Raw genomic sequence first — 14,589 nt, forward strand, 5'->3', positions numbered from 1 at the left:
CCCAGCTTGGGCAGGATGAGACTTTACACTACCGCTCAGACGCCAGCCAGTTGCGCAAATTCGCAATCTGACCATCAACGGAATCCGGCCCTGTTCCACCGGGGGAGGTCCGTCTCCTGACGCAAGCTTCATAGTCAAGAACGGCAAAGACATCCTCGCCGATCTCGTTGGAAAAATTACGCAATTCGTCCAGACTGAGATTTTCCAATCCAACGCCCTTTCCTTCGGCAAAGGCCACGGCCGCACCGGTGATATGGTGCGCCTGGCGGAAGGGAACACCCTTGGCGGCCAGGTAATCGGCAAGCTCCGTCGCATTGAGGAACCCGCGCCGCACGGTGGCCAGCATCTTTTCCGGCACAAAGGTCAGCTCGGAAAGCAGGCCAGCCATGATGCCAAGCGAAGCACAGACCGTTCGGTCCGCGTCGAAGAACGGCTCCTTGTCCTCCTGAAGATCGCGATTGTAGGTCATGGGCAGCCCTTTTAGCAGCACCAGCAGGGACATCAGGTCCCCGACCACACGCCCGGTTTTGCCGCGCATAAGTTCGCAGGAATCCGGGTTCTTCTTCTGAGGCATAATGGAAGAGCCAGTGGAATAATGGTCCGGCAGCTTCACATAACCGAAATTCGGATTGGCCCAGATAATTATCTCTTCGCACATCCGGGAGAGGTGCGTCATGATCAAGCTCCCGGCAAAAACCGATTCCAGCACAAAGTCACGGTCCGAAACCGCATCCATGGAGTTGGCAAAGATTTCGTCAACGCCCAGATCATCGGCCACGGCACGGGGACTCACCGGATGGGTTGTTCCCGCCAGGGCCGCAGCCCCAAGCGGCATGACGCGCACGCGCTTCAGGCAGTCCGTCACACGCTCGAAATCGCGCTTGAACATCTGGCAATAAGCCAGCAGGTGGTGGGCCAGACTGACCGGCTGTGCGGGCTGAAAATGCGTGAAGCCCGGCAGCAACACATCCCGATTTTCATCGGCACGGGTCACATACACATTGATGAGTTCGGTGAGACGCACCAACCAGTCCGCAAGGCGGACGGCTACATGCAGCCGGAAATCGAGAGCGACCTGATCGTTGCGGCTGCGGGCGGTGTGCAGCTTGCCGCCTACCGGACCAACCAGTTCTGTCAGGCGGGATTCGATGTTCATGTGAACATCTTCCATCTCCACCTTCCAGACGAACTCGCCGGACTCGATCTCGGCCTTTACCTTGTCCAGGCCTTCGCAAAGCGTACGGGCCTCCTCGTCGGAGAGGAAGCCCTGCTTCGCAAGCATACGCGCGTGGGCCTGAGAACCCCGTATATCCTCGGCGTACAGAGCCCGGTCATAGGACACGGACTCGGAATACGCCTCCATCGAGGCAGCGGTGCCTTCGGCAAACCGGCCGCCCCACATCTTTTTTTCAGCCATCTTCTACTCGCAGGTTTCGCTTTCCTTGCCGCCCCATTTGGACTGCTGCATGCGTCCCTTGAGCCGGAGGCCCACCAGCTTGATGAAGCCGGCAGCGTCGGCCTGGTCGTACACATAGTCTTCTTCGAAAGTGGCCAGGTCGGCATTGTACAAAGAGAAGGGAGATTTGCGTCCGAGCGGTACAGCGTTGCCCTTGTACAGCTTGACCCGAACAGTACCGGTGATCCGCTCCTGCGACTTGTCGATCATGGCCTGCAGGGCCTCCCGCTCCGGGGAGAACCAGTATCCGTAGTAAACCATTTCGGCATAGCGGGGGATCAGGCTGTCACGCAGATGCATCATCTCGCGGTCCATGCACAGCCCTTCCAGATCACGATGCGCGGCCGCCAGAATGGTGCCGCCGGGGGTCTCGTACATGCCGCGGGACTTCATACCCACAAAACGGTTCTCGACCATGTCGATACGACCGATGCCGTGCTTGCCGCCCAACTCGTTGAGCTTGGCCAGGAGAGCGGCCGGAGAATACTTGACCGAATTGATGGCGATGGGGTCGCCCGCTTCGAAATCAATGGTGATCTCCTCGGCCTCGTCCGGAGCCTGTTCCAGCGGGACGATATTGCGGTAGCAATCGGGGCCGGGCGCATTCCACGGATCCTCCAGCTCGCCGCCCTCGAAAGAGGTGTGCAGCAGGTTGGCATCGATGGACCAGGGCTTCTTGCGGCTTACCGGAACCGAGATGCCGTTCTCCTCGGCAAAATTGATCAGATCGGTACGGGACTTGAGATCCCAGTCACGCCAGGGAGCAATGGTGGTCAGGCGGGGATTGAGGGCCATGGTGGCCAGTTCGAAACGGACCTGGTCGTTGCCCTTTCCGGTGGCACCGTGAGCCACGGCCTGCGCGCCTTCCATCTCGGCAATCTCTACCATGCGCTTGGAGATCAGCGGACGTGCGATGGCGGTGCCGAGGAGGTAACGTCCCTCGTACAGCGCATTGGCGCGAAACATGGGGAACACGTAGTCGCGCACAAACTCCTCACGCAGATCCTCGACATAGGCCTTGGTGGCACCGGTGGAGAGGGCCTTGGCCTCGATACCGTCCATCTCCTCGCCCTGCCCGAGGTCTGCGGTCATGGTGACCACTTCGCAGTCGTAGTTGAGCTTGAGCCACTTGAGAATGATGGAAGTGTCCAGCCCGCCGGAATACGCCAGAACGACTTTTTCTATCTTGCTCATCTGATTAATTCCTTTAAAATATATCGTCTTGAATTATTTATAAATCCATTCGAGAATGGCCTTCTGCATGTGCAGCCGGTTCTCGGCCTGATCCCAAACGATGGAGGCAGGCCCCTCGAACACGGGCTCGCTGACCTCTTCGCCGCGATGGACGGGCAGGCAATGCATGAGCTTCGCATTGTCGCCTTTCGCCATGAGGGCTTCATCAACCATGTATCCGGAAAAGGCGATTTCGCGTTTTTTCTGTTCTTCTTCCTGTCCCATGGACGCCCACACATCAGTGTTGACGTAATGTGCGCCGGACACGGCCTTGGCCGGATCACGGGTTACCGTAATCTTGGCACCCAAATCCACAGCCTTGTCCAGTATTTCCTGGTCGGGATCATACCCTTCCGGGCAGGCAATGGCCAGTTCGTACCCGAACGCGGCAGAGGCATTGATGAACGAGTGAGCCATGTTGTTGCCGTCGCCCACCCAGGCCACCTTGCATTTGGAGAGGTCCGGCGTGCGCTCGTACATGGTCAGCATGTCGGCCATGACCTGGCAGGGATGGTACTCGTCGGTCAACGCATTGACCACCGGGATGTCGCCATATTCCACCAGGGTATCCAGCTTCTCCTGCCCGAAGGTTCGCACGATAAGGCCATCCGCATATCGGGAAAGGACGCGCGCGGTATCCTGCAACGGCTCATTGCGGCCGAGCTGGGAATCACGGGAGGAGACGAAAACCGGATCGCCGCCGAGCTGTCGGACGCCGACCTCGAAGGAAACACGGGTCCGGGTGGACGCCTTCTCGAAAATCAGCAGCAGGGTCTTCCCGGCCAGAAGATCAGTACGGACTTTGTTGTCCTTCATCTCCTTGGCGCGCAGCAGCACCTGCCGAACCTCATCCCTGGGGATGTCCAGAATGGTCAAAAAATGCTTGGGCATCGTACATTTACTCCATCATCAGTTGCCTACAATCGACAGAAAGATATGGAGTGTGGACCATTCTCATTTGATTGTAAAGCGATTTACCCCCGGCAATGCCGAAACCGGGCCCACACCAAGCCTTGGAGCATCAATGCCTGCTGAGCCACTCGTAAAACTGGATGAGCGAAAGCTGGCGGCTGGCCGGACCACTGCGGACATAGAATTCCTCAGTCTTTCCGTCCCTGAGAAAGGCGGGCCCCCGGGCGGGCAGGCAATGCACCCGCAATACAGACTTCCCCTGCACCTCGATGACCATCGTATCAAGATATCTGGCAAATTCGGTGCCGATCCACTGATTGACCAGATTATTGAAATGCAGCAACGCCTTATCGGCATTCTCAAACTTATCTTCCTCAAATCCGGTCACCCGGCCGTCGTCGGACACGCCGACAAGCAGGGTTCCGCCCTCCGAATTCAAAAATCCGGCCACGGTCTTGAGGCTGGCATGTTCAATCTCACGCCCGTTCTTGCCCGCTTTGATATTGAACCGGAGCGTCTGCTTGAATTCCAGCCCGGAGCTCTCCCCTTCCGCAATGAGATGAAGCACGTCCTGGGCCGTCCGCGCCGCACGCTGGCGGTGCCCCAGCACCTCTATGCGCCCCTTGTTCCGGCGCAATATGAACAGGGCTACCCCGGCCAGCAGAACGAGAACGCCGCCAAAAAGAATCAGAAAGTTGTCGCTGGTCAGCGTGGAAACGATATTTTTTTGCGGCACCGCCACACCAAGCGACATGGTATCGCCAAATACCGAAAGCGGCAGCGCGAAACTCCACCACGCTTCGCCATTCACCCTGTAAGCGAACGCCTTGTCGGTACTCACCTTGCCGGATGCCAGAAGACTCGTTGCGGCCGCCATCACCGGGTCGGGAACATCTCCTGCATCATAGGCCTTGGGGGCCACCGCCACGCCCAGCCCCGAGATGGGAAGAACCCGGCCATTGGGCCAATAGAGGAATATCCGTTCGGCACCGCCCTTCTCCGCCCCTTCCAGCTGGCTGGCAACGGCATCGATGGGAAATACGTAGGACATCAGGTACGGCTCGCCGTCGCTCTCCACCAGACTGGAGGCCGTGAGCCACGACTCGCCGGTTTTGTGGAAACGGGAAGCACTGAGCCAACGGACCTGACCGGGTTGCAGCTTGGCGAACTCCTGGGCCAGGGCCGCATCCAGATCCTCCCGCACAAACCCCGGCGCGGGGTCCCGGTCTTCCAGCACATCGTTCGATTTGATGAAACGCCAGCGGGTGGAAGGGTCCTCTCCCCGCCCCGGCACGGTCTCCATCAGTCCGTCCGTCTGCCGGGTAAGCATGTAACGGAGCCCCTTGCTGTCCGATACAATGACCGAGGCCAGATTGGGATGCCGCTGCAGCATGGCCGAAAAAGTTTTGCGCAAGGATTCCGGCCGGAGGGAACGCAATATTTTGAGGTCGATTTCCTCATTGGCGGCAGTTACGGCATTGACCAGCACGGTAACGGCTCCCGAGAGTCCTCGGGCCGAGTTCTCGACAGCGACCACAGCCGCGTCATGGCGAATCTCACGAACGCCCCAGACGGCCAAAGCGCCCACGGCAACGACCGTAAAGATTACGCCGTAAAACAAAATCCGGTACAGTTGCCTGCCTATCAAGCCATTGCGCGGGGGCATTTTCTTCTCCCACTCCTTATGAATATTCAAGCAAGGCGCGATCTACAGCCGCGTCGGTAAGATCATACATGGCATCACCATGATCATATCCAGCCAGATGCAGAAAACCGTGGGCCAGCAATCGCGAAAGATGGGCTATCGGCGGCTGGCCGTAGAGGTCGGTCTCACGAGCCAGCGCATCCACCGAGAGGGCCAGTTCACCCAGCCCGACCGCTTCTCCTTCCCCGTCATCCGCAGACGACGCATCTTCCCCGCCATCATATTCCTCGGCAGGAAAGCTCAAGACGTTGGTCGGGCCTTCGCAGCCGAGAAAGGCATGATTCAGCCGGGCGATTTCCCTGTCGTCCACCAGCTTGACCGTGACCGGCAAACCTTCCAGACCAAGGGAATCCAGCAACAGCTCGCAAAGACCTGCAAGCTCATGCCGCGACAGGGGAAAGCGTGGATCAAGCCGCGTCTCGCGCAGGATTCTGACCGCACTCTCCATGGTCAGTGCCCCCCGTTCTCGTATTTGTCGTAGGCACGGACAATTCGGCCAACCAGCGGATGACGCACCACGTCTTCCTCATCGAATTCGACAAAGCGCACGCCTTTGACGCCATTCAGAATTTCCCTGGCATGAAGCAGCCCGGACCGGGCGTTGCTCGGCAGGTCCACCTGGGTCACATCGCCGGTAACCACGGCACGCGAACCAAAACCAAGCCGGGTCAGAAACATCTTCATCTGCTCGGGCGTGGTGTTCTGAGCCTCGTCCAGAATGATAAAGGCATCGTTCAGGGTACGGCCGCGCATGAAGGCGAGCGGAGCTACTTCTATAACACCGGCTTCCTGATATTCCTGCACCTTGGCGAAATCGAGCATATCATTCAGGGCATCGTATAACGGCCGCAGATAGGGATTGATCTTCTCGGCCAAATCTCCGGGCAGGAAACCCAGCTTTTCCCCCGCCTCGACAGCCGGACGGGTGAGGACAATGCGCTTGACCTCGCGCCGAACCAGGGCCCCCACGGCCATGGCCACGGCCAGATAGGTCTTGCCGGTACCAGCCGGGCCGATGCCGAAAGTCAGATCGTGCTCGCGGATGGCATCCAGATATGTACGCTGATTCAGCGATTTAGGCGAAATGGTGCGCTTGCCCGAGGCCGCGTACACATCCGCCTTGAAGACCTCTCCCAGATCGGCAGTGGGCTGGCGTTCCAGCGTGCGGCAAGCGAAATCCACATCCTGCGGATAAAGTTTCTTGCCGGATCGAAGCATGGAGTAAAGCTGGCCAAGTACCTGGGCGGCCAGATCGCCCCGATCCTCTTCGCCATCCGGCACCGATATGGTCACAGCATTGCCACGGCTCTCGATATCGCCGCCAATGCGCTCGCCAAGCAGTTTCAGGTGTTGATTCTGAGGCCCGAAGAGTCGGTTGGCGAGCCGGGCATCATTGAATTCAAGTTTTGTAACGGACAGAACGAAACCCTCCTATCCTTTGTTGCGCAGGAACATCCAGCGACAAGCGCGACGTTCCAGAAAATTGGCTATCTCGTACAGGGCCGCGCCGAGCAGCGACATACCCAGAATACCGGAGAACATGGTCAGGTAATCCATGGCCCCCCAGGCATCCATGATCATATATCCCAGCCCTCTCGTGGTTGCAAAGGATTCAACGAAGAAGAGAACGGCCACGGAAACGCCCGTGCCCAATCTCAGCGCCGTAAATCCATGCGGCAGCGCGGCGGGCAGAAGTACCTCTCGCAGCACGTGACGGCGCGAACCGCCCAAAGAGCGGATGGAATCAAAATATTTCGGATGAATGGATTTCACTCCATCCCGCGTGGTGACCAAAATCTGATAGGCCAGGATAAGCGCGATCATGAAAATCTTGGCCGCATCCCCCAGCCCGAAGAGCAGCAGAAACACCGGCAACAGGACGATCTTCGGAATGGGGTAGGTCAAGAAGACAAATGGGGCCAACATGGCGTCAATACGTGGCACGCTGCCCATGAGCAGCCCCAGCGGAAAGGCTGTCAGCCACGCGAGCGCCATGGCCGCCACGGCCCGCCACGCGCTGGTGGCGAAATGCCCCCAGAAGGTGGCTGTCGTCAGGGCCTGGGCAAAGGCAAGGACGACATCCTCCGGCGCGGGCAGGATTACGCCGCCCATGGCCGAAGCAGCCGCTTTCCAGAGCAGGCCGATCACGACAATTACGGCAAGATAGCGAATCAGCGGCTTGAAACTCACCACAGATCCTCCACCGTACTCCGCAGCTCGCGCAGGAGATTGAAACACGCCTCGGTATCCAGGATGCTCCGGCTGCCGAATCCGGGATTGTCAAAGACGCGCACCGGCCGCGCCGGACGGGCGGACATGACCATGATCCGCTTGCCCAGCACCACCGCTTCTTCCAGGGAATGCGTGACCAACACGAACGGCACCCGCCGCTGCTGCCAAACGTCGAGCAACGCATACTGCAACCGCTCGCGGGTCAGAGCGTCGAGGGAGGAAAAGGGCTCGTCCAGCAACATGATACGAGGCCGGGTGACAAAGGCCCGGGCAATGGCAACCCGCTGCTGCTCTCCTCCGCTCAGGTTAGCGGGATAGTCGCTGTCACGCCCGGAGATTCCCAGTTCCGCCAGTTGGGCCCGCGCCCGACTGAGCCGCTCTGCCCGGCCAACGCCTTGCACCTTGAGGCCCAACGCCACGTTATCGATGACGGTGCGCCAGGGCAGCAGGCCATAATCTTGCAAAATAATGGAAATATCAGGATTGGGACCGGTGACGGCCTCGTCGTTGACCAGTATCCGCCCGGTATCCGGCATGACCAACCCGCTCAACAGGTACAGCAACGACGTCTTGCCGCATCCGGAGGGGCCGACAATGGCCAGCGTCTCCTCTTTTCCCAGGGAAAAGGAGACCTCCTCCAGCACCGGCTGACCGCCGTAGGATTTTCCTAAATTTTCGGCCTTGAGCATCGATTAGGGGACGGCCGGAGGTAAGATTTGTTCATCCGGAATGGGTGCCTTGAGCAGCCCCTTGCCTATCATCCATTGCTGCACGGCTGCCAGTTCAGCAGCCGAGGGCAAGGCGGGGGCGGGATAGGGATATACCGGGAAAGCGGCTACCAACGGCTTGGGGATACGACAGGTCTTGGCCATGAGCGGCCGGTACTTTTCGGGATCGGCCGCCAGCCGCTCCACGGCCAGACCATAGGCGGCGACAAAAGCCTTGTAGGCTCCCGCATCGCCCGTGAAATAGCGACGGTGCAGACACAGAACGGTCAGCGGAATATCGAGGTCCTCGGCAGAGGTCAGCACGCTGCCGCCGCGCAGCCGCGCCAGGGACAGCAATGGCTCCGGCAGCAGGGCAGCATCCAGTTGGTCGGACATGAGCATCTGGAATCGGATGGGCATCTTCTTTACTTCGACGCGGGAGAAATAATCGGGAGCAATGTCGAGTCGCTCGCACATCTTGTCCGCCAGCAATTCCATGATGGTGGACTTGGACATGCCGAGTTTTCCGCCCCGAACCTGCGCGAGAGTCTTGCCCTTATTGGCCGGAGACAGGGCAATGCCGAACATGGGATGGCCCGGTGTGGTACGCCAGGAGGTCAAGGCTATGTGCATGGGCACGCCATGATCGATGAGCAAATGGGTGGCGACAAGGTCGCCGAAATAGCCGTCTATCCGCCCTGCCTGCATGGCGGTATCGCGCTCCAGGGCCGAGGTGAAACGAACCAACTCCACGTCCAGTCCCTGCGCGGCAAAAAGGCCATCCTGCACGCCCACCTCCATGGGCAGTGTGTCCAGCACCGGCAGCACGCCGAAACGGATACGCGTATTTTCCGCGTGGACCGACGGTGCCAAAAGCAGGATGCAACAAAGGACGAAGAGCAGTTTTTTCATTCCCTTTCTCCAACGTATCTGGTGGCGTGGGATGTACCATGGTCGGAAAGGAAAGAAAAGGCGGGTGAACTAATCCCAAACCGGGATCAAATATCAGCCTCACCCTTCGCGATGCGGCATCAGCCCGCGGACCACCAACAGCAACAGCACCACGGCGGACCCGACACCGACCCAATGCGGCAACGTCTCGCTCACTTCCGATACCACGGCGCGGATATCCAGGCCGAGGGCGACATAAAGATGATCGACCACAAAGGCCAGCGCCAGGGAACTGACGACAATGGCGGCCAGATACAGCCCGGTTGCCCGCTTGCCCAAAGTCTTGAGCATGACGGTGATCGTGGCACCATTGGTAGCGGGACCGGCCAGCAGGAACACCAGTGCAGCGCCAGGAGAAATACCCTTGAGCAGCAGCGAAGCGGCTATGGGCGTGGAGGCAGTGGCGCAGACATAAAGAGGTAAAGCCACCACCAGCATAACCAGATAGGAAAGAGGGCCACCTGCGAAGGATGAAAGAAAACCATCCGGCACCAGGGCGCTGATAAGTCCGGCAATGACAACACCGAGTAGAAGCCAGCGGCCGATATCGCCGATCATCTCGCCAAAAGCGTAGGACATGCCGGAAATGAATTTGCCGGTTACCGAGGCGTTGTCCGCAGGGTCGCGGCCGCTGCAACCGCAATCGTGACATCCGCATCCCTGAACATCGCCCGCCATGAGCAATGGCGCGGGTTCCTTGTCCGGGAAGGCATTGACCAAAGTCCCGGCCGCCACTGCGGTAATCAATGCGGCTACGGGCCGGATGACCGTCATGAACGGATCAATGAGCGCCCAGGTCACGGCCATGGAATCCACTCCGGTTTCCGGGGTGGCGATCATGAAGGCCGTGGTTGCCCCCTTGCCCGCGCCCTGACCTCGCAATCCGAGCGCGGCAGGCAAAACCCCGCAGGAACAAAGGGGAAGCGGCACGCCGATAAGCGCGGCCTTGACCACGGCTCCGAAACCGTTGCCGCCAAGATGCATAGCCATGAATGAATCGGGCACCCAGGCCTTGAGCAGCCCGGCCACAAAAAAGCCGAAAAGAACATAGGGGGCGGCCTCTACCAAAACATGCCAAGACGCTATCCCCACCGACCAAATGACATCCATAAAAAAACACCTGTAATCACATTATATTTGAACAGCTATTCACATAAAGAATCAAAAAAAGAGTTGTACACCTACCAACTTGCCCGGAAACCGTTGTCCCAACCCGGCAAGCCCACTACGCGCCCCGGCTGCCCAAGAGGGCCAGGGCGGTGCTTCCGCCCAAAAAAAAGGGCCTTCCTAGCCCTGTTCCCGGACATGGTCTATTCCCTGGCTTATCAGATTGCGCACATGCGCATCGTCCAGGGCGTAGAACACATTCTTTCCTTCCTTGCGGTAGCGCACCAGTCTTGCCGCGCGCAACAGCCGGAGCTGATGGGAAATGGCGGACTGAGACATATCCAAGACTTCCGCCAGGGCACAAACACAGAGCTCGTGCATGGAGAGAGCGAACAATATGCGCGCACGGGTGTAATCCCCGAAGGCTTTGAACAATTCCGCGAGAAAAAGAAATTCCCTCTCGGAGAGCATCTGTGCCCGAACCATCTCCACATTCTGCGAGTGTTCATTTGTCTCGCTGCAAGCCATTCCCGTCATCTTAGCCTCACATGTCTGGTTGCTCATATATAATAAGTATAAATATGACCAAAAAATCTGTCAAGCATGGGAAACGGGCCGCCCCCCTGGTGGGAAGCGGCCCGTTTCATTTTATTTTTTGATCTGTTAGCCGACCAATTTCTTGGCAGCGGCAAGGGCTGCCTCGTAATCCGGCTCCTCAGTGACTTCGCTGAGGTATTGGACATAGGTAATGGTTCCCTTTTGATCCACAACAAAGACGGCGCGGGTCAGCAGGCGAAGTTCCTGGATCAGCGTGCCCCAGCCCTCACCGAAGGAAGCGTCCTTGTGGTCGGACAGGGTCTTTACGGCCTCTACCCCGGCAGCACCGCACCAGCGGGCCTGGGCAAACGGAAGGTCCATGCTCAAAGTCAGGATGGCAATATCATCACCCAGGGCAGCGGCTTCAGTGTTGAACCGGCGGGTCTCGATATCGCAGACAGCCGTATCCAGAGACGGAACGGAAGCCACGATGAGGACTTTGCCCTTGAAATCGGCCAGGGTGGCAGGCGACAGGTCATTCGCCAGCGCGGTAAAATCGGGAGCAACATCTCCAACCTTCAACTCGGGTCCAAGCAATGTAAGGGGATTTCCCTTGAAAGTGGCAACACCTTTTCTCTCGTTCATGATGAACTCCTATTTTTATTGGATGAAATAACTAACTGATAACTATTACTAGTAATGCTTCTGCTTCTAATTATCAAGAACTTTTTCCAACGAATTTATCATCCCAATCCCAGTCTGTCCAACGTCAGCCGTTTTCTGCCCTCTCGCTCCAGTATGTCTGCTATCGCCTCTCCATCCGGCAGTCCTGCGGCCCGAACCTCGGCCAGCAAGCCATCCACCCGGCGTTCCTGAGCCAGATAGTCGAAGACCACTTCTTTCGCGTTCCTCACCGCCAGCAAGCCCTCCGCCCAGCCTAAGCCTTCGCGGTAGATAATACGGGCCGCGATGAAGGCGGATACCAATGCGAGTTGATGGGGCCCCGGCAGCCCGCTGAGCACACGGTCCGGATATCGCTCGGTCAATACCGCCGGACAATAAGCGAGCACAACGTCTCTCAAAACGGGATCATCCGCCGGATTCCGGGCATCGGACTGCAACATTCCGGCAATGGCGTCGGCAAGACCGTTTATTGCCTCCGACACGGCGAATGACAACTCCGTAAGGCTGCGCCCGCCACCGGCCAGCCGATACTCGCGCATGAGCAAATTCGCTTCGGAAGCGGCCCTGATGCGCAAGATATCAAGCAGCTCTTCCACATATTGAGCCTTGATTGCCAGAAACTCCGCCTCGCTCAGGACCAATCCCGCCAATATCTCGTATGAGGAGCAGATAACGCCGGTCTTGTTGGCGGATGGACCGGGAACCACCAGGACACCGGACCGCTCCAGCTCGGCTCTCGCATCAACGGAAATGAAGATGTTGGCCCCCTCCACTATCCCGCGCGCGGAGGGAGTACCATCGCTTGCCAGAAAATGTTTCCAGTTGTTCCGATTGATGGTTTCCGGCCTGCCTCCGGCGGGAATGAACAAATCGGCCTGAGCCGTATTGTGCAGCGAATTACGCAACCTGACGCCCCCGGGATCTGACGCCGACACAACGAACGCCCCCTTTCCGGTCAACAGCAAAGGAGCAAAATCGGATGCACGCAAGCCGCTGCCGACGAGCCGCAACAGCTCATCATGGTTCATGCCGTCCGGATCATAGGCGGCGCCATGCCCGTCACTCATGGCAATGATACGAACATTCTTCCCATATTCCCGAATCAAGATTTTGATGACGTTGGAAGCAACGTCTCCGGCCGGACCGCCCGTCAGCTTCACCGAAAAAGTTTGGCTCTTGGGATCAATCCCCAAGGTACGCAGAAGGGCCTCGGCAAAGACGACGACACCCTCGCTGGTAACCCCGTACTCCTTGTGCGCAATGCCCGCCCCCGGTTTGGAACTCATGAATGTGGCGGGCCAGCGATAGCCGCGCCGGGCAGCCCGTTCCACCATCCACTCGATGTGAGCGGATGTAATGTTCTCGTCCGGGCCGAGGAAAATCACTTCATCCCGGCCGAGATAATCAACGGCTTCCGGTCCTGCACTGTTTTTCGATTCATCCGGGACGACCAACAAATCCAGAAAGGCATCGACCACCGATCGCACGGCAAGGTCAGTCTCCGCTTCCGGGCCCAGCAGAATAACCGCCTTGGAGCCTCCTTCGGGAATGTCCTTGTTTTTGAATTGCTGGGCTCTCGCCAGCTTGGTTACCTCGTCCAACAACCGGTTGGACTCCATTTCGAACTGCTCCTGGCTGCGGGTCGGCACCAACCGGACGCCGCCGCGCGCCATGTCCCGGTACCGGACGTGGAAGGCGAAACAATAGGGGCCGTGGAAACAATAGAGGCCAAAGGGACGCTCCTTCCGGGGCAATGGCGCGAGAATAAGCGGGTCCAGCCGAAAAGCGAGCCCCAGCTTGTGCTCCAGATAATAATTGGTCCGCAAGGTGTATCGGAAAAAGCGGTATATATATGTCAGGATATTACGATGCACCTCGTTGTCCACATCGGCCAGCCCGTTGCGTACAACCTCCCGCCGTGCCGCCATCATGCGCTTGCGATCCTCTCCAAGCGCCGGATCGAAGCGGGCTTCGAAATAGCCGAACAGCGTTTCGGCAAGCTCCCGATGGTGCAACACCGCCGCAAGAATCCGCGCCGACGTATAGGCATGGATATTCCTTGAAACAAGAAACTGGTGGGCGAACTCGCATGCAGCCTGAAAGAGCATGACCTTGCCCAGCTCCCAGCCGTTCTCGTCGGCCAAGGTCTCCAGCCCGTGCAGGGCAAACCACTTTGAAAGCTCAAGCTGCCGCCGCAACCGGTCCCAGCGCTCACTCTGCGGATCAATATCCAAGCGCGACCGATCCACATAAAAACTCATGATGGCCAACGCCTCGCCGCCCTCGGGCTCAAACCGGTCGGCATAGGCCCGGTCAACCGGCACGGACTCACGCGCCAGGATGTTCACCACCCGAAAGAGCAATCCTTTTGTCGGAGGTTTTTCCATGGCAACGACAATACGATCGAATCCGGGATGCACGTCCTTCTCCAAAAGGACCTCGACCCGCTCCCGCCCCTTGAGGCAACCGCAGGTATGGAAATGACGAACGGCCCTGTCCGGCTCGAACTTTTCCACGTAGTCCTCGCTGGCCGAAGCAAGAAACGCCTCAAACTGCGCCATCTCGTTTTCGGCGAGTTCGGCCTCCCCCCGATGCACCCTGAGAGCGCCCTCCTGCCGGGAGCAGCGTGGCTGTGGACCGAACAGGAAGGTATCGAGCCGGATGGTGTCGTCCCGGCTGGAATAGATGCGAGCCATCTGGATTTCCCTGTCCAGATAGCCGGACAGCACATTCGCAAGGACACGCATATTGCCTCCGGGGGTAATATGGGTGACCATGGCATTGCACGGACTGTGCAGAACAACGGACTGCCGTTCCTCCCGCACCATTCCCGAAGCCAGAGCCATCAGATGGCGGATGCGTTCCTCCACGCCATGAGTGCGAAAATAGTATTCCGGCATCTGCTCATGAAACCAGACGACCAGAGATTCCACCGAATCGCCCAGCCGCCGCTTGACCTCTTCAACAATCCCGGTCCTCTCCGGCAAGAATTCGACCATCCGCACCTCCCGCCTCAACAGGCTTGTTCCTTAGCATGACTCTGCATGGAGCAAAGGGGCGAGTCA

The 14,589-nt window shown here is 58.5% G+C and carries 13 protein-coding genes; all 13 read right to left on the reverse strand.

What is annotated here, in order from left to right; genetic code table 11:
- Positions 1 to 28: 28 nt before the first annotated feature.
- The 13 genes from argH to ACI0FG_RS09735 all read right to left on the reverse strand — a co-directional run bounded on the left by argH (position 29) and on the right by ACI0FG_RS09735 (position 14,523).
- Entirely contained in the window at positions 29 to 1,417 is a 1,389-nt protein-coding gene (gene argH / locus ACI0FG_RS09675; protein WP_419788334.1) for an argininosuccinate lyase, read from the reverse strand.
- A 3-nt stretch (positions 1,418 to 1,420) separates the two neighbouring features.
- On the reverse strand, positions 1,421 to 2,650 hold the full coding sequence (locus tag ACI0FG_RS09680; RefSeq protein ID WP_419784791.1) for an argininosuccinate synthase: 1,230 nt from the start codon (positions 2,648 to 2,650) through the stop codon (positions 1,421 to 1,423).
- A 33-nt stretch (positions 2,651 to 2,683) separates the two neighbouring features.
- A complete protein-coding gene (argF, locus tag ACI0FG_RS09685) occupies positions 2,684 to 3,580 on the reverse strand; it encodes an ornithine carbamoyltransferase (RefSeq protein WP_419784792.1) in 897 nt (298 codons plus the stop codon).
- Between the two features lie 130 nt (positions 3,581 to 3,710).
- On the reverse strand, positions 3,711 to 5,267 hold the full coding sequence (locus ACI0FG_RS09690; RefSeq protein ID WP_419784793.1) for an AlbA family DNA-binding domain-containing protein: 1,557 nt from the start codon (positions 5,265 to 5,267) through the stop codon (positions 3,711 to 3,713).
- A 16-nt stretch (positions 5,268 to 5,283) separates the two neighbouring features.
- Positions 5,284 to 5,754 (reverse strand): rRNA maturation RNase YbeY, encoded by a 471-nt coding sequence (gene ybeY / locus ACI0FG_RS09695; protein ID WP_419784794.1) that lies wholly within the window; start codon positions 5,752 to 5,754, stop codon positions 5,284 to 5,286.
- 2 nt (positions 5,755 to 5,756) lie between these two features.
- A complete protein-coding gene (locus ACI0FG_RS09700; protein WP_419788379.1) occupies positions 5,757 to 6,725 on the reverse strand; it encodes a PhoH family protein in 969 nt (322 codons plus the stop codon).
- 12 nt (positions 6,726 to 6,737) lie between these two features.
- A complete protein-coding gene (locus ACI0FG_RS09705) occupies positions 6,738 to 7,496 on the reverse strand; it encodes an ABC transporter permease (RefSeq protein ID WP_419784795.1) in 759 nt (252 codons plus the stop codon).
- A complete protein-coding gene (locus tag ACI0FG_RS09710; protein ID WP_419784796.1) occupies positions 7,493 to 8,227 on the reverse strand; it encodes an ABC transporter ATP-binding protein in 735 nt (244 codons plus the stop codon). The genes ACI0FG_RS09705 and ACI0FG_RS09710 overlap by 4 nt, the downstream gene beginning before the upstream one ends.
- Before the next feature lie 3 nt (positions 8,228 to 8,230).
- A complete protein-coding gene (locus tag ACI0FG_RS09715; protein WP_419784797.1) occupies positions 8,231 to 9,157 on the reverse strand; it encodes an ABC transporter substrate-binding protein in 927 nt (308 codons plus the stop codon).
- Between the two features lie 99 nt (positions 9,158 to 9,256).
- Positions 9,257 to 10,306, reverse strand: a complete 1,050-nt coding sequence (locus ACI0FG_RS09720; RefSeq protein WP_419784798.1) for an SO_0444 family Cu/Zn efflux transporter — start codon at positions 10,304 to 10,306, stop codon at positions 9,257 to 9,259.
- Between the two features lie 177 nt (positions 10,307 to 10,483).
- Entirely contained in the window at positions 10,484 to 10,840 is a 357-nt protein-coding gene (locus ACI0FG_RS09725; RefSeq protein ID WP_419784799.1) for an ArsR/SmtB family transcription factor, read from the reverse strand.
- A 126-nt stretch (positions 10,841 to 10,966) separates the two neighbouring features.
- On the reverse strand, positions 10,967 to 11,485 hold the full coding sequence (gene tpx / locus ACI0FG_RS09730; RefSeq protein WP_419784800.1) for a thiol peroxidase: 519 nt from the start codon (positions 11,483 to 11,485) through the stop codon (positions 10,967 to 10,969).
- A 98-nt stretch (positions 11,486 to 11,583) separates the two neighbouring features.
- Entirely contained in the window at positions 11,584 to 14,523 is a 2,940-nt protein-coding gene (locus tag ACI0FG_RS09735) for an NAD-glutamate dehydrogenase domain-containing protein (protein ID WP_419784801.1), read from the reverse strand.
- Positions 14,524 to 14,589 lie beyond the last annotated feature (66 nt).

The organism is Pseudodesulfovibrio sp. 7M6 (assembly GCF_050058625.1).
Classification (GTDB): Bacteria; Desulfobacterota; Desulfovibrionia; order Desulfovibrionales; family Desulfovibrionaceae; genus Pseudodesulfovibrio; species Pseudodesulfovibrio salinus.